Origin of the sequence: Paraburkholderia sp. MM5496-R1 (genome assembly GCF_050436205.1) — a bacterium.
Classification (GTDB): domain Bacteria; phylum Pseudomonadota; class Gammaproteobacteria; order Burkholderiales; family Burkholderiaceae; genus Paraburkholderia; species Paraburkholderia tuberum.
In genome coordinates this window covers 321925-346388 of sequence record NZ_JBNDLT010000001.1, presented here as the reverse complement: position 1 = coordinate 346388, position 24464 = coordinate 321925, and the positions used below count along the sequence as shown (strand labels likewise).

Sequence of the window (24464 nt, the reverse complement as noted above, 5' to 3'; positions counted from 1 at the left end):
CGAATTATCTAACGCTTTGCTATCTGACGCCGGTAGGTATCGAGAATTATGGGATCGTAGTTCCGGAAGAATTGCTCTCTGACGGACTCCGTCATAGATTCCATCCTTGCAATTTCCTTTGGCGAGAGGCTCTGAACGATCATTCCATGATGTGCAAGTGTGGCTCTATCTGCCTCGGCCTGTTCTCGAATCAGGTCGCGTTCATAGCGCCCTGCTTCCACCGCTGAGTGTTGCAGAACATTCCGGTCCCCAACCGACAACTTTTGCCATATTGCGGAGTTAGCAACGACTGCAATCGCGCTATAGGAATGATTCGTCACCGTCACGCTCGACTGAACATCATACAGATGGCCAACCACGATTTGGGAGTAAAAGTTGTCTTCGGCCTCCACTCGTCCCGACTTCAGAGCCGGATATAGATCGGGATACGGAAGACCAACGACCTTGGCACCTAAGGCCTTAAACGTCTCCACAAACGCCGGTTCCGGAATCACACGAACCGGACGGTCAGTCAGATCATTAGCGTCTTTGAACGGCCGCCCCGACGTCGTGATCTGCCGGAATCCGTTTTCCCACCAAGCGAGACCCGTCAGTCCATGGCCTTGGAGACGCGACAGCAATTCCCGGCCAAAGGGACCGTCCAGCAGTTCATGCGCCTGGCGATCGCTGTTGACCACGAACGGAAGGTCCATGATTTCGAATTCGCGTTCGAGATGACGCAGCGCCGGCGTAACCAGCAGCATCATATCGGGAGCACCAGGTCCCCCCTTTTGCAACGCCTTGATCTGGTCTTCGGGCGATCCAGGAACCGTCGCTCGACTTACTGTCACTGCCAGGCGTCCGTTGGACTCTTCGTTGACGAGGTCCGCGAACCGGATCATGCCGCGCACTGTCGGTTGATCCGAATTCAGGGGCGACCGATAATCCATGATCGTAAGCGTTTGCAGCCGCTGTGCATGTACCCATATCGGCTGTGCAATCAAAAGCGTTCCGAGCAGCGCCCCGGTAATGTGATTGCAAATATGATTTATCGACCATATCGACTTGAAACGTGTAAATCGCTTCGTCATGTTTCCAGCGTCCTTCAAGACGGTGAAGTGAAGGTATGGGTGCGCGGTGGACGGCGCGTCAATCTTTCTATCGCTTTGATACCGCGGCCCGGACCATCATCGCCAAAACAATGATCCCGGCGCCCAGGGGCGGACCATAATCATAAAGACGTAGATGACGCACGAAGAAAATTGTCGAAGTGGAAATTACAATCAGCGTGACCGCCACTACAACCATAAAAACAACGGCGAAATCCCTCTTCACGACTCACCCCTCGGCTCAAGTCCTTCGCGTTTCATCCCGTCCCAAAACCAAAACGGCTGCGCCTTTATACGGCAAAAATTTGCGTAGTATCCACCGTATGCCAGCAAGAGTGCGCCGTTCAGGAACAACTCCTGAAGGCCAGTGAACAATTCACGCGGATCAGGCGAGACGAAGAGATTCAGAAAGACGATCGTCGTACTGATACCCGCCATGACGACCAGCGCAAGCGGCACCCCTATATCGAGTAGCAGCGACGTACCGAGTATGACCTCAACATACTTGATCATTTGATAGAACCCGACGTCCGCCATCGCACCGATATACGCACCAACTTTGCCCGCGTGGCTGAAATCCGGCACGTATCTAAAAATTACGTAATAAAGTCCTGACTCAAGATAGTGGAACGCGAAATACAACCTCCCCCACATGACTAGGTATTTCCACGGTGATTCATGTGCCATCTTCATCGTACTTTCCTTTGATACAGATAAAAAGACTACGTCACCTATGCGAGGCAGCCAACCCTCACTTGGGGTAATCAGTTGCAATTTCGTATATCCGATTTACAGACTTACGCGACGTCCGGCCAGCAAATGCTCGACAACGCCTTCCAGTCGACGATACGGCCGATCACCGGCTTGAACATCACCATCAGGAAGCAGTACCTGGTGTGCCACACCATCATGTACAGGCACCTTTGATCTTGTCGCGGATGAGCACGCCGATAAAAAGCAGCCAGGAGATGCCGAGACCGAAGTAATCGAAGTTACGCAGCGGACGGTAGTCCGCCCAACCCCAACCCGTTGAGCCGTCGATGGCCAGCAGCGTCAGCGCGATACAGATGGCGATTGCGATCCAGGTATTTTTTTTCATGCGAGTGCTCCTTAAGCCGATACTTTTTCTTCGACAGACACACCGACCAAAGTCGGGTCGGTTTGCAATAGACCACCTTTACCCTTCAGGTTGAAGCCATTCCAACCGTCCCACAGCCACATAGGGTTCAGGGTCGGGCGGAAGCATGCAGCCATATAACCGCTATACGCAAGCAGCAGCAAACCGTTCATCAGCAGTTCTTGCGGGCCCGAGAACAATTGACGCGGCGTTGCGGAAATGAACGTATTCAGCCAGAAAATCGTAACCGTCGTCGGCATTTCGAGAATCAGCGTCAGTAAGACAAAACGGTTCGTCAGAAGCAGGAAGCCGTAAATCGCCTCCATATACTTGACCCAATGATACATACCGATTGCATCGGCACCGGCCAAATACTGACCGGCAAGACCAGGAACCATCGGTACGTAACCGTCGATCACGAATCGAATGCCTGAGAAGAAAAGGTGTGCGCCGAAATACAGCCGAAGCCACGTAATGACGTACTTCCACGGGAAAGAATTAGCGCTTTGCATAGGGAAATATTTCCGAAAAGTTAGTGCAGTACAGCGACGAAATATGCCTGCGGCAGGCATACCCCAAAGGCGGTGGTCTAGACCCCCGCCTGAGAGCCCGTTAAATGATGCCTTTGCGTCGATCCCGAATTAAGACGGTGATGACGCAGATCCATGGAATTGCCAGGCCAAACATATCGCGTGCGCGCAATTCTCGATATTCTGTATAGCCCAGTCCTGTGGATCCGAAGAATACCCAGCACGTCATGATGACGCAGCATGCAAGGCCAATATAAAGATTCCGGTTACTTTTCATCTTCGATCTCCCTTATGCGAAATCGCTTGATTTCTTAATAGTGGACGTCGATTCGGCGCCTTTACTCAGCCTCAAATGCTCTTTCCAGACGTCGACCTTGAAGCCCTCCCATAGCGCGAGCGGCTTGTTTGGCTTAAACACACTTGCCATATAGCCGCCATACGCCACCAGAATGAGGCCATTTATTAGCAGTTGATTCGGACCCGAGAACAATTGACGTGGAGTCGCAACGATAAAGGTATTAATCCAGAAAATCGAGATAGATGTCGGGAACTCGAGAATTGCGCCGAGCAACACGTATCGGTTCGTCAGCAACAGGATGCCGGCCAGCATTTCCACTGCTTTAACGGCATAAAACATGTGAATGGCATCGAGCGCCTGCACGTATTGGCCTCCGATGCCTGGAATAAACGGAACCCAGCCTGTCGAAAGATAGCGGAAACCCGACCACAAAAGATCGGCGCCGAAATAAACCCGGAGCCAAAGTACAGCATATTTCCACGGTGGCGAATTAAGTCCGTGCATCGAATATCTCCTATATTGGATTATGGTTATGCAACGCGCCGGAATCGAGCCCGCCGCCTTGTGTTCCGCTATTACGCTTCGACAACCCGATGCTGCTGTCCCGGCGTATGAATCTTGGCCAGTAATTCCTGATTCAATGCAAATCCGAATCCGACGCCTTCACTCGGATACGCAAAGCCGCCGCTAAAGCGCTGGCCGCCGATAGCCAAGTCCTGATCGACGGCGATATCACCACTGTTCCATGCTGCGTGGATCGCGAGCGGGCCCATGCTTTCGCTCATGAACTGGCATGCCCACTCGTTTGCGACCATGAGATGCGTGCTCGGCCCGGATTCGACACCCGATCCGATCAGCGTGCTGCAAAAGACAGGAATGTCGTACATGCGACATGCGGCCAGGAATCGCTGTGCCTTGACCAGCCCGCCGACCTTCTGAATCTTGAGAACGACGCCATCGGCCGAACGGCGTTCGGCGATTTCGCGGAGATCGCCCAACTCTTGCGCTCCCTCGTCTGCGTATATCGGTGTGGTGATACGCTCGCGCAGTTTCGACAGGCTGTCGCGGTATTGATGCGCCAGTGGCTGTTCCATGAATGAGAGGTTGTATTGATCGAGGCGCTTCATCGTCGCCAACGCCTGCTCGTAGTTCCATGAGCCATTCGCGTCCAGGATGATCTTGGCATCCGGACCGAGCGCGGCTCGCACTTCGCGGACCGTAGCCACGTCGTTATTGAACGTATGACGGCCGACTTTGAGCTTGAACGCCGAGAAGCCATTCTCGCGGACCTGGATCGCGAGCTCGGCCACCTTTTCGGGCTCACCCGCCGACAATACCCAGCCGAGCGGAATCTTCTCGCGAGTGCGGCCACCCAACAGGCTGTAGACTGGCACGCCCAAAGACTTGCCCTTCAGATCATGCAGAGCACAGTCGACCAACGCCTTCGCCTGATTGTTGTCGCGTGCGAGTTGATCCATCATGCCGACGATCTTTTCGATATTGCTCGCATCTTCACCAAGCAAAATTCGTGGCGCGAAAATATCGGAAATCATCGCCGTCATCGACGCTTGGCTTTCACCGCGATACCACGATGAAGTGTCCCCCGACTCCGCATAGCCGACGAGACCGTTGTCGGCTGTAATAGCCAAGAAAAGCGTATTCAGGCATGTGATTGTGACATTCGGAAGCTTAATCGGCTTCTTCAGCGGCATCGAAATCGGAATGCACTCAACGCGGGTTATCTTCACTTGATTTAAACCTATAGATATTCGTGGGAAGGGACGTCAGAAATGACGCCCCGACGCGACGACGAGTTATTGCACAACTGGCCGACGCAATGCACCGCTGACACGGATCAGCAGAATCACTGCCAATGCCACGGAGACCACGTAGCAGATGACGAACGAGGCGCCAAGTGCATTCGGACCGTCGAAGAATTTAGCAACGAGCGCCACCACGGTAGGGCCGAGTGCCAATCCGACGAGATTCGTGATCAAGTAATAGAGGGCGGTGATCTTGCCCATCATGTTACCCGGCGTGAACTCGGCATTCGTTGCACCGCCTGCCACCGCGAACATCGCAAACATGAACATTTGGACGAAGTAGAGGACGATACCCGCGCTCATCGTATGGACGAGCGGGAAGCATGCCGTAACGACTGCGGCGATTGCCGTTGTGAGTGCCGCTACCCGAACAGGCGCATCGACCATGCCGCGCTTGCGCAGCCGGTCCGCGATTCCGCCGCAAATCAGGAGACCGAGCGGGGAAGCGAGCAGTGCAACGCCGCCTATCGCCTTACCGATTTCCGGACGGGCAACATGTAGCGTGCGAGCGATGATTTCCGGAAGCCATGCCATCTGGGAACCAATGGCAATACCGTATAGGCAAATCGCAGCCCAGAGTTGAACATACACGCCACGATTCTTCCAGACGAAGCACATGGTCTGCTTGTACGTCACATCGGAAATATCGGTCTGGAAACGACGGGGCGGCTCACGCAGCAGCCAAAGCAGAATCGCGAACGGAACCCCAATGATGCCCGGCACCAGCAGTACAAAGTGCCAGGGCTTCATGCCGCCGACGACAGGTAGTGTATCGAATGCGCCTGCAGAAGCTGCCTTCAACAGGACGCCACCGAGAGCCATGGACAAACCAGTACCCAACATCGGACCGATATTGTAGATACCGAAAGCAATACTGCGACGATGCGGCGGAAATGCGTCACGAATCATCGACTGCGATCCGGGTGCCAGCGCCGATTCACCAACACCGAGACCAACACGTGTGAAGAACAACTGGAGATAGGTCGTACTCAGACCACAAAGCATCTGAACCACCGACCATGCCATGATCGCGCCGCCGAGGAGCGTCTTCCGTTGGTATTTGTCGACCAGAATGCCCATCGGAATACTGAGCATGCTATACAGCAACATAAAGGAAAGGCCAAGCAACAAACTGACCTGAAGATCGGAAATTCCGAGGTCTTCCTTAATCGGTCCGACAACGAGAGCAAGCGCGCCCCGATCGATAAACGAGATGACGTAGGTGGACGTCAAAACGATAAGCATCCACCATGCACCTTTGGTCGTCTTTGAATCTTCCACGTTGTCGGCGGGGGCCAACTTCGTTTGTACATCTGCGATCTCACTCACTACGGTGTCTCCTTGCTAATTATCCGTACAACTATTTAGCGCCCTTCTCCCGCCCACTATCGGCGAGTGCGGTCTTTGCCGCCGTCACGCCAGATACGATGAACTCGGCGATATCGCCCATCGAGTTGTAATACGGTCCCCATAGCGATCCGCATTCTCCGATTGCATAAAGACCGGCAATCGGCTTGTTCTGATGATCGAGAACACGCTGACCTGCGTCGTGTTTCGGACCGCCGTGCGTGTTCAAATATGTCGGGAGCATTGGCCCGATCGCGTAGTACGGGCCTTCATCGTTGAGCGGCACGAGGAACGTTTCGCGCCCGCAATCGCGATCAAGGTTGTTGCGGCACTGATCGTTGTAACGCTCAACCGTCTCGCGAAGTGCGGCCGGATCGAGGCGGCCGGCCTTGCACACACCCTGGATCTCCGGCCACTGGCACTTCAACGCCAGTTCTTCAAGCGAATCGGCCTTGATGACGAGGCCTTCTTCGATTTCCTTGAGGTTGTCTTGCGACCACGGCGGCACACGCGAATTCAGCGTCGTCATTGCCGCACCGCCCGCACGCACCTTTTCATCGAAAATGTGGAATGCCGGCACGTTCTTGAATTCCGGGGTGCCCGGCGTCGTTGCCAACCAGGTATCGCGATTGGCCAATCCATGTTGGACAACCGACGTGTCCACCGTTTCGTTATGGAAGCGCTTCGCCTGGCGGTTGACCCACAACAGACTGCCGCCGTCCTTGAAGGCGCCGCTTTTATAGCCGAAGCCTGCGACCTTGTTCAGGTCGTAAGTCACATAGACGTAGCCTTCCTTCGTCTTGATGCCCATGTTCAGGGGGCCCGCTACGGCGTTCATGTGCCAGAGTTGCGCGCCAACCTCCTGCGCCATTCGAATGCCGTCGCCGGTCAGATTCGGGCTACCAAGGAAGTAGATCGGGCAAGCAGTCAGGAATTGTTTGCACATGGCGTCGTTCGCCTCGAAGCCGCCACTGGCCAACACGACTGCCTTGCGAGCACGCACCGCGATCGTCTTGCCGTCATGTTCGGCTTCAACACCGAGAATCCGTTTCGTGACCGGGTGCTGAACCAACCTGGTGACGCGAGTGTTGCACTGGACGCGGCCACCCGCCTTCTCCGCTTGTGCGGAGATCGCATTCCAGAGGCCAGCTCCGCCCGGTGCGGCGACGACGCTCATACCTTTGATGCTTTCCCCGCCGGGAGCCCCCGGGAATTCGGGAAAAAATCCCGGTGCCGAGAACGGCTGCGGGTTGTCCTTGAGCGGCAATTCGAGTTTGTGCTGCCAGGCGGGTATGTTTTTGAGGCTCGACACGAAATGGCGAAGAACGCTTTCATCAGTTTGGCCTCCACACAGCCAATCCAGGTATTTGAACGACTCTTCTTCGTCGACAGAGGTCATGATCAGACCGCCCGCGACGCAGACCGAGTTGCCGCCGCCCTGCACACCCTTTTCGAGAATGAGCACGTCGGCGCCCTGCTCAGCAGCTTCAAGCGCAAACACCGCGCCGGCGCCGCCGTAGCCGACAACAACCATATCGGCCTGGTCATCCCATCGGGGCTCGGTCCAATTCAATTCCATTTTCGTTATTCCTCGTGTCTCAGAAAACATACCAGCGCGGTTCGATCTACCTAGGCTGCGGGGGCAGCAGCGGCTCGCTCAGCCTCTTCCGCCGAGCGAAGACCGTTGTAGATTTCGTTGTAACGCAGCACCGGTTGATCCATCACCAACATGATCATCTTGCGCCCCGGCGTTTTCGAGATCGTTGCCTGCTGCGTCTCGATGATTGCCTTGTCTTCAGCGAATGCGGCTTCGGCGATCGCGAAAGCGTGATCTGCCAGATCGGCATGCTCGTGATCCGGACCGAAGTTATAGAAGAACATCGATTCCGTATCGTTGATCGGCGTGATCATCTGGCATGTGCAACGGCGGAAGATCGGCTCTTCTGTGGGCCTGCCATCGACGAGACGATCCTGAACGCCCGGGGCGAACGAATGGATCTTGAGGATGAAGACGCCCGGCACGAGGAACGTGCTGACGACGTTATCGTCGGAAGGGATTTCACCGAAGTATGGATTCGACTGACGTCCCAGGTGCCAGCGGTCAGCAACGACGCCACGCTCGACCGTATCGATGCCGCGCTTTGCTTCGCCATCTTTCTGAATCTTGAGCGACACTTTGTTGTTGGCACCGAACGTCGCTTCGTGAACATACGGTGCGTGCGAAAGGTCGAGCAAGTTGTCAGCGACAATTTCCGCGTTCCCCTTCCATACCTTCTTCGAGCATTTCATCGCGAAGACAGCGCTGTCCGGACCTTCGATCGGCGGAATCAGCGCGGGATCAGCCTTTGCAGCGTCACCCATCCAAACCCATGCAGCACCATGTTTTTCTTCGATCGGGTAGCTACGAACGCAGACCTTCGACGAGATACGATCGGTGCCCGGGATTTCGGTGCAGCGTCCGTCGGCGGCGAATTTCAGACCATGGTACATACAGCGCAGTTCATCACCCTCCTTACGGCCGACCGACAGCGGAACCAGGCGGTGCGGACACAGATCTTCGAGTGCTACGAGCGTGCCGTCTTCCTTGCGGTAGAGCGCCAGTGCCTCGTTCATCACCGTGAACGGGACGATATCAGTAGCCGAGAACTCGCTCGACCATCCAACCATATACCAGCAGTTCCGGAGGAATTTCATTGTCAGTCTCCTGAGAAAGGAATCGAGAACGGATAAATCGGAACAAAGTGCGACACAATAGACCTGCCAGTTTGCGCATGCGACCTCTGTGACTCAACCGGACTGACATCCTAAATAGTATTCAATTCAGTATTCATGGCATCTTATCGCGTTGCTTCGCGCGACATGACTCGGGATAACCCTGAAATGCACGTAAACGGCGTTCCAGTCAGAACGCCGTTTATGTTTGCAACTTCATTAGCTGAAGTAGACGCGCTCAGCCGTCGTATGCAGCACCTTGCGCTGATGTTCAGCCGACAGGGTGGAGACGGAGTCCTTCGCCAGCTGGACCATGTCCTTGTAGTCGCCCTTCGATTGAGCGATGTCGGAACCCCACATCACACGATCGGCACCGAACGAGCGCACCACACGCTCGACAACCGGCGCGGACGGCAGCTCGAGCGCTTTCAACTTGCCGAGGTTGATCATGGAATAAAGCAAGAAGACGTTCGGACTGTCGACGAATTTCAGCAGTGCTTCATCCACGCCGTAATCCGGTCCCGGGCCCTCGCCGATAATATTTGAAAAGTGGTCAAGAATAACCGGCGTATCAGGGAACTCCCTCACCACGTCTTGAAGCGCTTCGAGTGCTGCCAAACGATTCCAGCGGTAGAAGTGCAGACGCACGCTGCCGCCGAGATCCGTCACTGCTGCCCATGCACGACGCGCTTGCGTCGAAGCGAACCAGCTGCTGTCTGCACCTTTCTTCGGTTCCGTCAGACGGATGCCGACCGAGCCGCGCTCGCCGACCCAGTATTTCACCGTTTCTTCGACGTTCGGTGCCAGTGCGTCGAGCATGCACAGCGAACGCAGACGATCCGGATATTTCTGTGCGGAATCCACGACGTAGTCGTTGTGGAAGCCGTAGAGGTGCGCGCGTTGGACCGCGAGCGCCTTATCGATACCGAATGTGTCGAGCAAGTCGATCAAGCGCTCAGCCGTTACCGGATTGTCGAATGCGTTTTCTTCCAGAACGCCGCTCAGCGGCGACGGCGGATATTTCTCGCGGTCGGTCGAAATAAGGTGTGCGTGGCTGTCAATCATGACGTTACCTCTATTAAATTCAATTTAACCAATGATCTGCGGCATTATTTCCACGGGTCCACGCACACGTGGATCGCACCTTGAATGCCCCGACCTGCGGTGGCCAGAATTGCGTCGTGCACCTGCGTCAGGTTGAACGTGTGCGAGCACACTTCATCGATCGGATAGCGGCCTGAGCCTACATAGCGCAGTGCCAATTCGACCGCTGCGTAGCTACGGCCACGCGGTGCACGAACCGTCAGATAGCGCTTCTTGATCTCGCCGATCGGTACGTTCTGCTCAAGGCCGTTCAGGCTCAGATAGGCGCCTTTTGCCGCCAGTGCGATCGACTGCTTGACGATCTCGCCCTTGGGGTCGCCGGTCGTATCAACCACGACGTCCACGCCCCGTCCCTTGGTGATACGCATCACTTCGGCTTCGAGGTCTTGCGTTTCGATGTTGATTGCATAGTCGGCGCCCAGGCGCAGCGACAGATCGAGACGACTTTGATCGCGCGTCATGCCGGCCAGAATCACCGTATATGAGCCTGCGGCCTTTGCCGCCAGCACGCAGCCCAAGCCCTGCTGGCCCGGTCCCCACACGAGTATGACCTTAGCGGGACCTGCGCCGCCGTCGAGACACGCCCACTGCACGCCGTTACCGAACGGCACTGCCAGTGTTGCGTGCGTGGCCGGCATGTCTTGCGGAATTTTGTGCAACACCGTGTTGAGCGGCAGATGCATGTACTGCGCGTAGCCACCCCACAGGTGGGGTGCCTTGTTGGCGGTGGACATGCCGAACCGATCGGTATTGAGGCGATCCTTCACATTGAAGAAATCGACTTCCATACACAGACGGAAATCTCCCTTCATGCACCATTCGCAGTGCCAGCACGGAAGATATTCGTGCAGAGCAACGCGATCGCCGGGCTTCACGCCCCAACGCTTGGCCGCGACTTCACCGACTTCTTCGATGGTTCCGACGTTTTCGTGGCCCATGATGACCGGAAAGTGGCCGGCCTTGCGATAGAGCTCGGGATCGCTGCCACCTACGCCACTGGCTTCGATGCGCAGGATTCCGGTTTCAGGCTTGACAGTCGGATAATCGAATTCACGGATTTCCGTGGTTTCGACATCCGTCTTGACCGCTGCAAGTACCTTCTTCGTCATGTGTTTGTCTCCTGCTCGTTTTCGAGCTCAGAGTTTCCCAAATACGCGAAGTGCGTTAGCACCGAAGATCGCGTTGAGATCCTCATCAGGTAATCCATTGAGTGCAATACGGGTGAGATCCAATGCATTCCCGTAGCCTTCGCGAGAACTCACGACTGGGAAATCGGAACCCCACATCAGGCGATTCGCGCCGAATGCGGCTACCGCCTCGTGGACAAGTGGCGACGTCGCGTCCCCGAAGGGACGGCCCAGATGCCAGGTTTTCGGGTCGCGAGGCATCAATTCGCCGAGCCCCGGAACCTTGAGCATGACATTCGGAAAGGCGGCGAGCTTGAACACCTGGCGACGAATAGCTAACTGCTCGTCTGTCGTGACGGGCGTGCTGGTGCCACCCAGATGTTCGAGGACGATGGTCGTCCCTGCCAACCTCGCAACCAGTTCGATAAACCCCGGCGCGTTGAATGCTTCCGCCGACCCCACGCAACTGACGGGTAATCCAGTTTCCTGGACTGCACGCCATGCTTCCGGAAGACGACCATCCGGAAGACACGAGGAGGGGCGAAGCCGAATACCCGACACGCCATCGGCTGCGAGGTTTTCGATCGTCATTGCAACGTCCGGGGCTTCGACATCAACCCAAGCCACGCTCGACAGACGGCCCGGATATCGCTTGACGCAGTCTTGCTGATATCGGTTATCCGTCTGTCCGATCATCTGAGTGAGGATGGCCAGATGAATGCCATGTTCAATCATTTGATCGAGCAACGTCTCGACAGGCTCATACCAATGAGGCGAAACATGCGCGTGACTATCGACGATCATGTGGACCTCAGGCCTTCAGAGCGACTTCCGGATTGAGGGGTACCTCTTCTTTCCACGTACGATCGTTCGGGAAAATCACCGTCGAAGCGTGAATCTCATTCCACGGAATCGTGGTCGTCAGCACGCTGGGCAATTCGCCGCTTTCCGAGTAAGCACGAGCCGCACGGATCATCTGACGACGCCATGCAACGACCGCGACATCCGATGTGCCGAGGTGTTCCTTCGTGCGGTCGAGGATACGGCCCTGAGTTTCGCTGACTGCGTGGTCCTGCGTCAGGATGCCCTTGATGCCCGACATCGACGTCGTCTTCATCGCCTCGCGATCCTGCTTGTACCAGTTGTCGATGTTGAGCTCCTTGCGGAAGTTTTCATCGAGCCAGTGACCGCCTTCCTGAATACGATATTCGATATCGACAGGCTGCGTTTCGTCGAAGAACCACTGGATATGCCACGTCGATTCGTCATCGCGCGGAACAAATGCATTTGCCATGCGACGGTTCTTGCGCACGCCGAATCCATCGGGCGGAATCAGAGTGAAAAACGGCAGAATCACTTGCGTGACCCGGGCGTGCAACTTGCCTTCTTCACGGAAATTGCGCACGCCTGCATAGCGCAGGCCGTACTGCGTGTACTCGACTTCGATCTTCGGACGCAGATCGCGTTCGTGTTCGTACTTGGCCGGCGCGGCCCACGGTTGTTCACGGTGCAGGACGCCTGCGTGTGCAGAGTCGATCGTACCTTCGACGGCTTGGGCGTAGTTGCAGTCTTCGAGTACCTTGAACGCAGCAACCTTTTCTGCGGGGTACGAAAGGAAGTCGAAGTCGGGGAATTGCGGAACCTTCGCGGGATCGCCCATATACGTCCAGATCACGCCAGCGACTTCTCGAACCGGATACGCCACTGCCTTGATACGCGAGCACAGCTTCGAATCTTCCGGCTCCGTCGGGGTGTCCATGCACTGACCATCGACACGGAACTTCCAACCGTGATACAGACAACGCAGGCCGCCTTCCGAGTTGTCGCCCAGCGCGAGCGACGCACGACGGTGCGGGCACTGTTCTTCGAGCAGACCAACCTTGCCGTCGCTATCGCGGAACGCCACAAGGTCTTCGCCCAACAGACGCACACGCACGGGCTTGCCGCCCGGCTCGCTGATTTCCGACGCCAGCATCATCGGAATCCAGAATTGACGGATCATGTCGCCGTTCGGCGTGCCTTTACCAACCTCGGTCAGAACGTCGTTATCTTCGCGGGAAAGCATGGTTTGCTCCTAGATTTTGTTTTATCTGTGAATATGCGCGGGAGATAGGTGCTCTCCCACTAGCGTTAAACGAGTTCGACGGCCTTCAGCAATCGATCACGCGCGTCTACGGTGTTGCTGTCGTTGCCAATGAAATCGTGCGCTTCGACAATCAGGTTGCGCAGAGCAGCAAGGTTCTGCACTTCCCGCACATTCGAGCCCTGCCGTGCAGCAGCGACGATATCGTTATCGAGCAGCCGCCAGACTTCATCGAGCTCGGATTCGCGGTAAATCATGTGCTCGAACGTACTCGACTTCTCCACGCGCCCGATCAGTTCACGCAGCGTTTCTGGTGAGTAATCTTCGATCGAGTGAATATCATTCACGTTCATGGCTCATCCTTATTTCTTGGGACCTGGACCGAACTGCGAAGGTGGGAGGCCGAGCGCATGGCGACCAAATGCCGTCAGCGCCGAATCCCACGTGAAAGCGAAGTGCTGGGCGGCGGAATTGACGTCGCGCCAGATACGTTGGAGCTCCGAAGCGTTGTAAATGCTGGTGCCGCCGGCAGCTTCGAAGACACTGTTGGCCGCGCGACGAGCGGTTTGAGCGGAATACGCCCAGTCGCGCGGTATACGCGTCCATTCGAGCGCCGTCAGTGACTCCGCACTTTCTGCCGTATCGACGCGGCGCGTGTCTTCGAGAATCAATGCGTAGGCCGCGTCGAGATCTGCCGTCGCGTGTGCTAGGCGTTCGATCGTAGCCGACTGTTCCGCCATTTGAGCGGCCGGCATTGCCTGAAGACGCGGCGCCAAACCCTCAGCGAACGAACGGAGTGCTGCGCGTGCCATGCCCAGCGGCGCGCCGATGAGCGAGAACGGCGTGACGTTCTGGAAAGGCATCCGGTAGATCGGGGCACGCATTGCGTCAGCGCCTTCGACGTTGCCCGTCATCATGTCTTTGACCGACACCGAACGATGTTTCGGGATGAACGCTTCCGCGACCTTGATCGTGCGGCTACCGGTGCCACGCAGGCCAGCCGTGTGCCAGTCATCGACAATTTCGATATCCGAACGCGGGATCACGAAAAAGCGCGGTTCAGGCGGCCCATCGGGACGCTGCACGGCGTTTCCGATGATGACCCATTGCACGTGGTCGATACCCGAACAGAAGCGACCGTCGCCGTTCACGAGTTTGTAGCCGCCGTCGACTTCGGTAATCGTGCCGCCCAAGCGGAACACGGTTGCCGTCAATACGTGGCCTTTGCCAAGCACGTCTTGCTGTGCTTGCAACGGGAACAGGTTCAACATCCAGCTATGACCCGCCAGAACGCCGAAAACCCAACCCGTCGAGCCACAGGCCGATGCGATTTCTGCCGTAACTTCGACGAGCGTAGTGAAACCTAGTTCGGAACCGCCAAACGTCTTCGGTGTGATGATGTTGAAAAGACCCGTGTGGCGCAGTGCATCGATCGTTTCTTTGGGCACCACGCGGTCGCTTTCGGTCTGTTTGACGCGTGAACGAATCGCATCATGCAAATCACGGGCAATATCGAGGGCTTCCTCGCGGCTGTTAATACGGCTCAAGACATTCTCCTGGGAGGACCTGGTGCGCCGGAACGTGGCCGGCGTGCAGAATAGTTTTGTTTAAATATCGCTCAGTGTTCGTTGCGACCGTAACGATCTTCGACGGTCATACGCTCCTTGGAGTCGAGGAACCAGCGATAGTGACCGCCCTTCGAGATCGGTGGAACGTCTTCGGAGACGATGTACCAGCTTTCCCCATCGTTTTCCGTCGCATAGATTTCGCCCGTTGCCGTACCGGCGATGAGCATGATCTTGTCATCCCAACGGTACATACCCATACCCTCGATGTTGCCGATAATTTCCTCGGGCAGACCGTTACGCATATGTTTCCAGGTAACACCACCATCGGTGCTCTTGAGAACAGTTGCGTTCGCCGACTTACGGGCGCCCCAATCGCGCGGTGCGTTACCCGGTCCACCGAGATACAGAATGTTTTCGTTGCGCGGGTCGATAAACATGGCGTCGGGATAACCGATAAGGTCTTGACGCGTCATCAGGTGAACCCAGGTCTCGCCAGCGTCTGCGCTGTAGTGCAGGCCTTCGCCGCCGCACATGAAGATCTGTTTCGGATTCGACGGGCGGATCAGCACGCGGTGGTTGTCGTGGTAGAACTTGTCGTTTTCCGATTCATACGACCGCGGCTCGTTCCACGTCTTGCCGTCGTCGGTAGTCTTCAGAAGCGCGCCCTGTTCAATACAGACATAAAGCGTTTCGGGTTCGGCTGGGTGAAACGAAATGTTCTTGACGTGTGCAATATGCGGGGGCGGCGGAAACGTCCACCTGTCCTGGTCCGGCACCGTCATCATTTCGGGAATTTCGACCCACGAAGCACCCAGATCGTCGCTGCGATAAAGCGCGGACGGCTCAGTGCCCAGGAACAGGACGGTCTTCCCGTCGCGCTCCTGCTGCGCCATCGTATAGATATGCGTGCTCTGCAGGCCATTGTTGGCCGGTTCCCACGTCAGGCCCAGGTCCTTCGACACCACGAGACTGCCCTGGCCGTGTGCGCCCGCGAACAGCAGGCCCGCGCCCGGAACATAGAGCAACGCGCTCACGTGGCGATCTTCCAGCGTCGTGCGCATGAGCTCCCACGGGGCACTGGCGTCTTCGCGCTGGAATACGAGCATGCCGCGAATCGTAGCAACCAGTAGCGTCGTTGCCGCGCCATCACCGTGCGTAACGGTTCCACCGTTGGTGGTCAGAACTGCAATCATTTCTCCTCCCTTGGGGAATACCCCATGTGATGTCGCCTGTTTCGCTCCGAAGAGTCTTTGACTTTTTCCTGCGCAGACGAAATAATATGCAAAAAAGAATTACGAGTCAAACGGCTGAGCGAGAAACTTTCGATGATGGGTAACTGAGGAAGCGTGATGTGTGATGCCTGCCCCCCATTCGCGGGGTTCCGCGCGTTCTGCGATTTTGGAGGTGAGATGACTGAACTTAATGAAGTGATGACTCTGCGCTTGACCGCGAGTCAATATTTAGCGCGCAACACGCTGGCTCTGACGTTTGAAGACCCCGAGGGCGAGCGTCTGCCCGCCGCCGACGCGGGTTCGCACGTCGCACTGATCCTGCCGAACGGATTGACCCGTCAGTACTCCCTGCTCGAGTCCAGCGATAGCCTGACGCAACGCTCTTACGTGATTGGCGTCAAACTCGACCCGCAGTCGCGAGGGGGTTCCCGCTACATTCACGAAACGATGCGTGTCGGTGACCTCGTGCAGGTCGAAACCCCGCGCAACAACTTCCCGCTCGACGAAGACGTTGAGCACACGGTTCTGGTTGCCGGTGGTATCGGGATCACGCCTATTCTGTGTATGGCTCGTCGCCTGAAGGAAATCGGAAAATCGCCGCGGATCTATTATTCGTGTCGAGACCGGGTCGACGTCGCGTACGCTGAAGAATTGAAGACGTTCGAAGGTTCGCTCGTTCACGTCGACGCAGAAGTCGGCACGTTTCTGAATATCGAAGACGTGGTGAAGCGGGCGCCGGCGTCGGCCCATTTCTATTGCTGCGGCCCCGGCCCGATGCTCGAAGCATTCGAAAAGGCTTGCTCGACTTTGCCCCCGGAACAAGTCCACGTCGAGTACTTCAGTGCCAAACACGAAGCTGCACTCGATGGCAACTACGTAGTTGAACTGCGTAAGAGCGGCAAGACGCTCACCGTCCCTCAAGGCAAGACGATTCTCAACGTCGTGCGCGAAGCCGGTGTACCGATCTCGTACTCGTGCGAAGAAGGCGTATGCGGTGCATGTGAAGTCCGCGTGCTGGAAGGTGAGCCGGATCACCGCGACGCCATTCTGTCGGAGCCCGAAAAGGCTTCGAACAAGACGATGATTATCTGCTGTTCTGGCTGCAAGGGCGATCGTCTCGTCCTCGATCTGTAACGAACCCCCGTGTGCCTACGGGCACTCACCATCACGTTAATTCAGGAGACAAGTAAGTGATTATCGATTGCCACGGTCACGTCAGCGCACCCGCGGAATTGTGGGTCTACAAGGCACACATTCTGTCGCATCGCGGCGAACACGGTCGCAAGATGCCCGAAGTGACCGACGAAGAAATCCTGCACTACGCCAACAAGAAGGAAATGGCACCGGTCGGCCATCTCGACATGCTCGACCGCGTAGGCACGACCGTCCAGCTGATGTCGCCGCGTCCGTTCCAGATGATGCACAGCCAGAAGCCGGGCAAGCTCGTGCACTGGTTCACGGAAGAAACCAACAACATCATCTCGCGCACTGTCAAGCTGCTGCCGAAGCGTTTCATCGGAGTCGGCGGCCTGCCGCAGGTGTCGGGCGACCCGATCGAGGTCGTGCTGCCGGAACTGGAGCGCTGCGTCAAGGAACTCGGCTTCAAGGGCGTACTGCTGAATCCCGACCCATTCGAAAACAGCGGCGTCGAAGCCCCCGGTCTCGGTGATCGTTACTGGTACCCGCTGTACGAGAAACTGTGCGAACTCGACGTACCGGCGCACATCCACGCTACTGGCTCGCAGTCGGCACGTTCGCCGTACACCGTTCACTTCATTAACGAAGAAACGATCGCGGTGTTCAACCTGGTCAATTCGAACGTCTTCAAGGACTTCCCGAATCTGAAGATCATGGTGTCGCACGGAGGCGGTTCGATCCCCTACCAGATCGGCCGTTTCCAGTCGGGCGCCTCGCGTGCCGGCCACAACTTCCTCGAGGGCATGCGAAATCTGTACTACGACACCGTGCTCTACTCCGAAGAATCGCTGCGTCTACTGATCAAGACGGTTGGCGCTGACCGCTGCATGTTCGGCGCTGAGTGCCCGGGCGTGGGTTCGGCTATCAACCCCGACACCGGCCGCACTTTCGACGACATCAAGCCGTATATCGAAAGCTTCGACTGGCTGTCGAAAGCAGAGAAGGATGCAATCTTCTTCGGGAACGCTCGCGACTTCTTTAAGCTCAACCTCGCGGATTACGAATAATCCAGACGCCCACAGGACTCGAAATCATGGCAAAAATCGTATTGGGAATGGGAACTTCGCATGGCCCCATGCTCATCACGCCACCGGAGACCTGGGGCGCTCGCGTACCTGATGATCGACTGAGCAAGCATGATTTCGAAGGCCGCGAATGGGCCTTCGATGAACTCGTCGAATATCGCCGTAGCGAGAACCTCGCGGATCAGATCACGCCGGAGAAGTGGAAGGAGCGCCATGCCCAGTGCCGGGCGGCTATCGAGGAAATGGCGCGGGTGCTGGCTGAGGCCAAAGCTGACGTCGTTGTCATTGTCGGCAACGATCAGATGGAAATTTTCACCACTGATTGCATTCCCGCATTCGGCGTCATGCACGGCCCGACGATCGTGAACAACATGATCAGTCACGATAAATTGATGCAAATGCCTCCGGGGGTGCGCCATTCGATGCCGGGTTACAAGCCGGAAACTGCCACGCATGAAGGCGTTCCAGAGCTTGCAAAGCACATTATCAAGAACGCGATCGCCGACAACTTTGACGTGGCCGCTCTTGGCCGCTTGTCAGAAACGGAAACGCCGCATGCATACGGCTTCGTGTTCCGCCAACTGATGAAAGACCAGGTCGTTCCGACCGTGCCGGTGTTTGTCAATACGTTCTATCCGCCGAATCAACCGACAGTCGCACGCTGCCACGCTTTCGGTGCATCGATTGCTCGCGCCATCGAATCGTGGGATTCGGACGCACGTGTAGCTGTCATCGCTTCCGGCGGTCTGACGCACTTCGTCATTGACGAGCGCGTCGACAATCTGATTCTCGACGCGATGAAGAACCACGACCTCACGCCGGTATTCACGTTGGGCGAAGAAATCTTCCAGGCGGGTACATCGGAAATCAAGAACTGGATTCCCGTCGCCGGCATGATGGATGAACTCGGCTTCGACATGACAGTGGTCGATTATGTGCCCTGCTATCGCAGCGAAGCCGGTACCGGCAACGCCATGGGCTTTGTGTACTGGAAGCCGCAGTCCGAATAAGGAAACATCAAATATATGGCAACCAAAGACGAATTGGTCCACCGCCTTCGTCGGCTGGACTGCTGCGCAGTCTCGGACGCACTCGATAAACTCGGCTTGTCCGGCGTCGTGAGCGGCGTCGCCCAAGCCTCAGGCACGAAGCGCATCGCAGGTCGCGTTATCACGATGAAACTCGGTGTTGGTGATCCGCCTCCCGGCCCGCCGCGTCATCTGGGCACCACCGCGATCGAACTCGGCAACTCCGACGATGTGATCGTTGTCGAGCAGCGCACCGGTATTGAAGCCGGTTCGTGGGGCGGCATCCTGTCGCTGGGTGCCAAGGTTCGCGGTATCGCGGGCGTGATCGCTGACGGTCCGGTTCGCGATATCGACGAATCCCGCGAGATGGGCCTGCCGGTGTTCACAAACAAGTTCACGGCGCTCACCGCTCGTGGCCGTATCGTCGAAAAGGGCGTGAACGTCCCCATTGAAGTCTTCGGGGCCGCAGTGGAAGGCGGCGACTACGTGATCGCCGACAGCAGCGCCGTGATTTTCATCAGCAAGGCAAACATCGCCAGGGTGGTCGAGACTGCTGAATCGATCGTCGCACGCGAAGCCTTGATGGCGAAGACACTACTGGCGGACACGCCGATCCATGAAGTCATGGGTGGCAACTACGAATTTATGCTTAAGGATTAACCATGTCCGACATCGAACAAGACAAGAATGTTGCCCGCGCAGCGAAACTCGAAACGGCGACCCTGAGCGACGCACTGGACCGATTGGGCCTGAACGGTCAGTGCTACAAGATCAAGCCGCGTGATTCGTCGTTCCGAATGGCCGGTCGGGCATTCACGATTCTCTACGGCCCCGCCGCTTCGCCCGCAGGCACCGTGGGTGACTTCATCGACGACGTTCCGCCGGGCTCGGTCATCGTCCTCGACAACGGTGGTCGCGAAGACGCAACGGTATGGGGCGACATCCTGACCGAGATCGCTCATCGCCGTGGTATCGCTGGTACCGTAATCGACGGCATAAATCGTGACGTACACCTGTGCCTGTCGCTCGGTTACCCGGTTTTCTCCAAGGATAACTGGATGCGCACGGGCAAGGATCGCGTGCAGGTCGAAGCCACCAACGTTCCGGTGAATATCGGTAACGTGCGCGTTGCTCCGGGCGATCTGCTGCGCGGTGACGCGGACGGCGTGATCTCGATTCCGAAGGAACACGAAGAACGCGTGCTTGCTGCTGCTGAAGAAATCGATGCCGCGGAAAATGCAATCCGACGGTCTGTGGCAACGGGTATGCGGCTAGACGAGGCTCGCAAACAGTTCAAGTACCATCAACTGCAAACGCGTCGGACTGGAGAAGAGGCATGACGGGCCCGGTTTTCAATCGTCATGAGACCACGCGTCTCGCTATCGAGCGACCGGACGTCAATTTGCTTGACGCCGCCGCGAAATTGCCGGCAGCAACGCTTCACGAGGCTGCCGGAAAGATCGGCGTCCTGCCTTATGAAATTAAGCCTGTCGCGCCCGGCTTCAAGATTTGCGGCCCAGCTGTGACCGTCCATTCGCCCGGTGGCGATAACCTTTGGCTTCACCGTGCGATTTACGGAGCACAACCAGGTGATGTCCTGGTCGTCTCCGTAAGCGAAGCATATGAACACGGGTACTGGGGCGAGATCATGTCAACGGCCGCAAAGGTTCGGGGGCTTGCCGGTCTCGTCATTAACGGCTGTGTTCGTGATCAGCGACTGCTGTCCGAGATCGGGTTTCCCGTTTTCGCTCGCGGTCTTTGTATCCGTGGCACAGGAAAAGATTTCGGCGCCAGAGGTTGGATCAACGCCCCGATTCGATTCGACGATGTCACTATAAATGCAGGTGACCTGATCGTTGGTGATGAAGACGGCGTCGTGTGCATCCCGCGTGAGCGAATCGCCGAGGTGATCATTGCATCCGAAGCACGCGAAGCAGCAGAAGCACAGCAGATGAAGCGACTGGAAGCGGGCGAGAGCACGCTCAGTATCTTCGGTTGGGATCAATAAACCGGCTGAGACTCGCGTCTATAGCATGGGTGGCGCCCCGAAAAAACGCCACCCCTCCATTTTCTCCGTCTGGTTTTTTGATTGGAGGGTGAGGTGAGCATAGAAGAATCCGAATTCAAACGCGCCATGCGCTGTTTGACCGGGCACGTATGTTTGATCACTACCGGTTCGGACACGGACGGACCGCTAGCCGGCATGACCGCAACCGCTGTGACGTCTGTTAGTGCAGCGCCTCCTATTTTGCTGGTCTGTATCAATCGTGCAAACTCGTCTCTGGCGCACGTGCAGGCCACTGGCAACTTCGTCGTCAACGTTCTGGCGCGCAGTGAGCAGGAATTGGCGCAGCGGTTCTCGCGATCCATTTCGCCGCAAGAAAAGTTTCAGGCAGGGACGTGGAATCGTATTAAGACGGGGGCTCCGGCTTTGGCCAATACTATGGTCAATTTCGATTGCAGCGTCGAACGCATCATTGAGATTGGTACCCACGCCGTGATCTTTGGGCATGTCGAAGGCACTGCCATTAATGGCGACGCAACGACGCCGCTGCTGTATTCCCACGGCTCTTACGGCGAATTTCAGGCGAATAGAGCCGTCGATTTCCATGATTTACTGTGGATCTCCAACTGGGGGTCCGACTAATCCAAAAATTTCAGACGGAGGTACGGCCAGCATTATTCCGCACGCAAGATATGATGCGATTTTGTTAATCACAAAATGCATTGTCGTTAGCCGCCTTTCAGGCATCCTTTAGAATACTTGGAGACAATTGATCTTGAAACTGAACCGGAAACTCTTCCTCTCGGCAGTCCTCTCAGCGGGCGCACTGATCTCGGGCGTCGCCCTCGCGAGTACACCTGCCAAACCGGCACCTGCACCTATTGCTGCACCTGCGGCTAAGCCGGCAGCGGCAGCCCCGGTTGGCGCGCCCACGGGTGTTGTTCTGGTCGCTGAAATCGGCAAAGGCGTGTCCGGAACCGACATCAAGGACTACGCGGATCTGATTAGTCGTCTGAAGGATAATCCGGATTGCTACACCTTCGGTACGACGGCTGACGGTGCGCGCGACCTGACCGCGATGACCACATTGCAAAAGCGTAACGGTGTTCGCATGGTCAAGTTATCCTACAAGGATACCGCAGAGGAAATCGACGGTTTGATGAAAGCGAAGGTGCAGGTGATCCCGGTTCCGTACGATGTCGCAGCCCCGTACATCAAGAAAGGTCAGATGCGTCCCCTGGTGGTCTTTGGTTCGGCGCGTATCCCCGAGATCAAGGATGTTCCCACTGCGAGCGAAGTGATGCCCGGCTTCGTGTACTGATCTGAAACCACGGTGCAACATAGAAAACCCCTATCGTTGCGCTGAACCCCAAGAGTTGGAGACAAATCCGACCCTTGGGGTTTTTCATGGCGAAGCAGGATAAGACGCTTAAACCCAAGGTCGTAATGAGCTGGCTTTTGCGTGACCAGGTTGCAGTGAAAGCGTGCTCTTGGCGGCGTTTGGCATTCGGATCACGCATGCGCCACCGGTGCCGTGGAAGAATGTTTCGCACTTCGCCAGCAGGAGATTTCGACACACTTGAACATGTCGCGCAGTACCAGCCTACCGATACATTTGCAGCCTACGAAGCACCGGATCGGTGGTGCAGGACGAACGGGGAAGTTTCTGTTTGCGGCCTCGACTGCTACATCTGGCACTGGCCGAAACGTCTCTGAACAGACGTACTCTCATCTATGCGGACATAAAGTCCTTCACGCTTCTCCACATTGACAGTGCAGCGTGGCGAGTTTGCGGGCGGTGGTAACCAGGTTTTTTGCGCAAGCCAATTCTGGGGTATAAATGACTGCGCGTCTGGCTCAGCCGGCGGACGCAGTTGAGCCAGCAAAGCTGCGTTCGCGTGGACCTCGCCGCCGCATTTTCGTTTGTAGCCGTCGTGACCCGCACGTGGCGCTCTCTCGGAGGTCGACCGTCCACAAAGACCGCGCTCGATTTACCACTGCGCTCCTGCGCGACCCGGACGATCGAACACAGGTCATTGTCTATGGCATCGAGACAGCCTCCTCAACCCAGCGCTGCGTCTGCTGTTCGACGACTCCCACGCTCGAAAGTCATTGGGCAAGCAACAAGCGTCACGATGCACCAGCCCACAACCCAGCAAGGAGTTGAACATCTCGCGCGGGGCATAGCGACGCTGTGGCGCGTTCTCGTTCATCAACGTCAGCTATACGGCGCGCAGAAGTACCAGTCCTCATCCGATTATCTCCGTTGGCCAGGCTCTGCGTTTTTCCTGGCCGGGAGTTTATAAGACCTTCTAACGGTCGATCACCGAATCGCCTGACAACGTTGTCAGGCGAAGATTCTCAGATATAATACTAAAATGAATGCGATTCCGACATCAGGCCGAACTCCTATCGCTACCGTCCCGGAAGTGGATGGCATTGACTTTCCAGCTCAGGTGGCGTCAGAGACGCGAAAACTGATCAATAGGGGAACGCTCGCGCCCGGCTTTCAACTACGACAGTCGGACCTCGCGGAACGTTTCGGCATCAGCCGTGTGCCGGTGCGTGAGGCATTGAAACTACTGGCGGCGGAAGGCATCATCGAACACGATCCGAATCGTGGATTTTTCGTCGCTCAGTTGTCGAGCGGTGAGGCCCGACAGTTATATTGGATGCGCCAACTCCTCGAAGCAGAGTTGCTCATGACGGTTGAATGGCCCACATCCGCGCAGATCAGGGAATTCAAGGACTTACTGTCCCGGCTTGAAGAATTGATTCAAGCCGGTAATCGTGAGGGGTGGATCGAATTACACCGCACACTTCACGATAAGATTTTCAACCTCTCGCCTAATAAAGTGATTAAACGGGAAGTCCTACGATTGTTGCGACTCACCGATCGTTATCGGGCGCTGGCTGCTGATATTTCAGCGCATCCGCAAAATCGTAACGCTAATATCGAAGCAAAACTCGTGAACGCTTTGGAAAGCAAAGACCGGGAATTGCTGCTCTCAACTTATGAGAAAGGGCGAACGGTGGTTCTTGACGGGTTGATGATAGTGCTTGCGGCCCGGGAATAAACGAAAAAAACGGCACCGTGAGTGATCTGCTGTCGGAATCCTGAACAGAAAAGGGCTTTTCTTCATTTTGCCAACGAGAGATACCCGGAAGTTCAAATCTTGA

General features: G+C 56.4%; 25 protein-coding genes. 9 read left to right on the top strand and 16 right to left on the bottom strand.

The features are described 5' to 3' along the window. Nucleotides 1–8 precede the first annotated feature (8 nt). The 16 genes from dctP to OKW38_RS01665 all read right to left on the bottom strand — a co-directional run bounded on the left by dctP (nt 9) and on the right by OKW38_RS01665 (nt 15990). A complete protein-coding gene (gene dctP / locus OKW38_RS01740) occupies nt 9–1070 on the bottom strand; it encodes a TRAP transporter substrate-binding protein DctP (protein WP_429359696.1) in 1062 nt (353 codons plus the stop codon). Nucleotides 1071–1310: 240 nt separating this feature from the next. Further along, complete coding sequence (locus OKW38_RS01735; RefSeq protein ID WP_429359694.1) at nt 1311–1781, bottom strand: hypothetical protein; 471 nt, start codon at nt 1779–1781, stop codon at nt 1311–1313. Nucleotides 1782–1995: 214 nt separating this feature from the next. Next, the gene (locus OKW38_RS01730) at nt 1996–2187 is read right to left on the bottom strand and encodes a hypothetical protein (protein ID WP_429332276.1); all 192 of its coding nucleotides are present in this window, start codon (nt 2185–2187) and stop codon (nt 1996–1998) included. Nucleotides 2188–2198: 11 nt separating this feature from the next. Continuing rightward, nucleotides 2199–2717 (bottom strand): hypothetical protein, encoded by a 519-nt coding sequence (locus tag OKW38_RS01725; RefSeq protein ID WP_429332277.1) that lies wholly within the window; start codon nt 2715–2717, stop codon nt 2199–2201. A gap of 307 nt (nt 2718–3024) precedes the next feature. Continuing rightward, on the bottom strand, nt 3025–3537 hold the full coding sequence (locus OKW38_RS01720; RefSeq protein WP_429332278.1) for a hypothetical protein: 513 nt from the start codon (nt 3535–3537) through the stop codon (nt 3025–3027). 71 nt (nt 3538–3608) lie between these two features. Continuing rightward, nucleotides 3609–4781 carry a mandelate racemase/muconate lactonizing enzyme family protein gene (locus tag OKW38_RS01715; protein WP_429359692.1) on the bottom strand — a complete coding sequence of 391 codons (1173 nt, stop codon included), beginning with the start codon at nt 4779–4781 and terminating at the stop codon, nt 3609–3611. 66 nt (nt 4782–4847) lie between these two features. Next, nucleotides 4848–6185 carry an MFS transporter gene (locus tag OKW38_RS01710; RefSeq protein WP_429359690.1) on the bottom strand — a complete coding sequence of 446 codons (1338 nt, stop codon included), beginning with the start codon at nt 6183–6185 and terminating at the stop codon, nt 4848–4850. A gap of 31 nt (nt 6186–6216) precedes the next feature. Beyond that, nucleotides 6217–7782, bottom strand: coding sequence for an FAD-dependent oxidoreductase (locus OKW38_RS01705; protein ID WP_429359688.1), 1566 nt, complete (start codon nt 7780–7782; stop codon nt 6217–6219). 50 nt (nt 7783–7832) lie between these two features. Beyond that, a complete protein-coding gene (locus OKW38_RS01700; RefSeq protein ID WP_429359686.1) occupies nt 7833–8897 on the bottom strand; it encodes a Rieske 2Fe-2S domain-containing protein in 1065 nt (354 codons plus the stop codon). A 237-nt stretch (nt 8898–9134) separates the two neighbouring features. Beyond that, nucleotides 9135–9980: an amidohydrolase family protein gene (locus tag OKW38_RS01695; RefSeq protein WP_429359684.1), complete on the bottom strand. Its 846-nt coding sequence runs from the start codon at nt 9978–9980 to the stop codon at nt 9135–9137. Nucleotides 9981–10024: 44 nt separating this feature from the next. Next, a complete protein-coding gene (locus OKW38_RS01690) occupies nt 10025–11128 on the bottom strand; it encodes a zinc-dependent alcohol dehydrogenase (protein ID WP_429359682.1) in 1104 nt (367 codons plus the stop codon). Between the two features lie 27 nt (nt 11129–11155). Further along, entirely contained in the window at nt 11156–11950 is a 795-nt protein-coding gene (locus OKW38_RS01685; RefSeq protein ID WP_429332282.1) for an amidohydrolase family protein, read from the bottom strand. A gap of 7 nt (nt 11951–11957) precedes the next feature. Next, the gene (locus OKW38_RS01680) at nt 11958–13211 is read right to left on the bottom strand and encodes a Rieske 2Fe-2S domain-containing protein (protein ID WP_429359681.1); all 1254 of its coding nucleotides are present in this window, start codon (nt 13209–13211) and stop codon (nt 11958–11960) included. A gap of 65 nt (nt 13212–13276) precedes the next feature. Beyond that, on the bottom strand, nt 13277–13582 hold the full coding sequence (locus OKW38_RS01675) for a hypothetical protein (RefSeq protein ID WP_429332284.1): 306 nt from the start codon (nt 13580–13582) through the stop codon (nt 13277–13279). Between the two features lie 9 nt (nt 13583–13591). Continuing rightward, nucleotides 13592–14776, bottom strand: coding sequence for an acyl-CoA dehydrogenase family protein (locus OKW38_RS01670; protein WP_429359679.1), 1185 nt, complete (start codon nt 14774–14776; stop codon nt 13592–13594). A gap of 71 nt (nt 14777–14847) precedes the next feature. After that, complete coding sequence (locus OKW38_RS01665) at nt 14848–15990, bottom strand: glycosyl hydrolase (protein ID WP_429359678.1); 1143 nt, start codon at nt 15988–15990, stop codon at nt 14848–14850. A 216-nt stretch (nt 15991–16206) separates the two neighbouring features. Between OKW38_RS01665 and OKW38_RS01660 the strand changes: the two genes are divergently transcribed. The 9 genes from OKW38_RS01660 to OKW38_RS01620 all read left to right on the top strand — a co-directional run bounded on the left by OKW38_RS01660 (nt 16207) and on the right by OKW38_RS01620 (nt 24361). Further along, nucleotides 16207–17163, top strand: coding sequence for a PDR/VanB family oxidoreductase (locus OKW38_RS01660; RefSeq protein WP_429360662.1), 957 nt, complete (start codon nt 16207–16209; stop codon nt 17161–17163). A gap of 56 nt (nt 17164–17219) precedes the next feature. Further along, nucleotides 17220–18233: an amidohydrolase family protein gene (locus OKW38_RS01655; protein ID WP_429332288.1), complete on the top strand. Its 1014-nt coding sequence runs from the start codon at nt 17220–17222 to the stop codon at nt 18231–18233. Between the two features lie 26 nt (nt 18234–18259). After that, nucleotides 18260–19261 carry a protocatechuate 3,4-dioxygenase gene (locus OKW38_RS01650; RefSeq protein WP_429359676.1) on the top strand — a complete coding sequence of 334 codons (1002 nt, stop codon included), beginning with the start codon at nt 18260–18262 and terminating at the stop codon, nt 19259–19261. 15 nt (nt 19262–19276) lie between these two features. Beyond that, nucleotides 19277–19939 (top strand): RraA family protein, encoded by a 663-nt coding sequence (locus tag OKW38_RS01645; RefSeq protein WP_429359674.1) that lies wholly within the window; start codon nt 19277–19279, stop codon nt 19937–19939. A 2-nt stretch (nt 19940–19941) separates the two neighbouring features. Beyond that, nucleotides 19942–20619: an RraA family protein gene (locus OKW38_RS01640; protein ID WP_429359672.1), complete on the top strand. Its 678-nt coding sequence runs from the start codon at nt 19942–19944 to the stop codon at nt 20617–20619. Next, a complete protein-coding gene (locus tag OKW38_RS01635) occupies nt 20616–21287 on the top strand; it encodes a 4-carboxy-4-hydroxy-2-oxoadipate aldolase/oxaloacetate decarboxylase (RefSeq protein ID WP_429359670.1) in 672 nt (223 codons plus the stop codon). Before OKW38_RS01640 ends, OKW38_RS01635 begins: the two co-directional genes overlap by 4 nt. 93 nt (nt 21288–21380) lie before the next feature. Then, nucleotides 21381–21926: a flavin reductase family protein gene (locus OKW38_RS01630; RefSeq protein WP_429359668.1), complete on the top strand. Its 546-nt coding sequence runs from the start codon at nt 21381–21383 to the stop codon at nt 21924–21926. Between the two features lie 133 nt (nt 21927–22059). Next, entirely contained in the window at nt 22060–22605 is a 546-nt protein-coding gene (locus OKW38_RS01625; RefSeq protein WP_429332294.1) for a tripartite tricarboxylate transporter substrate-binding protein, read from the top strand. 1057 nt (nt 22606–23662) lie between these two features. Beyond that, nucleotides 23663–24361 (top strand): GntR family transcriptional regulator, encoded by a 699-nt coding sequence (locus tag OKW38_RS01620; RefSeq protein ID WP_429359666.1) that lies wholly within the window; start codon nt 23663–23665, stop codon nt 24359–24361. Nucleotides 24362–24464: the final 103 nt, after the last annotated feature.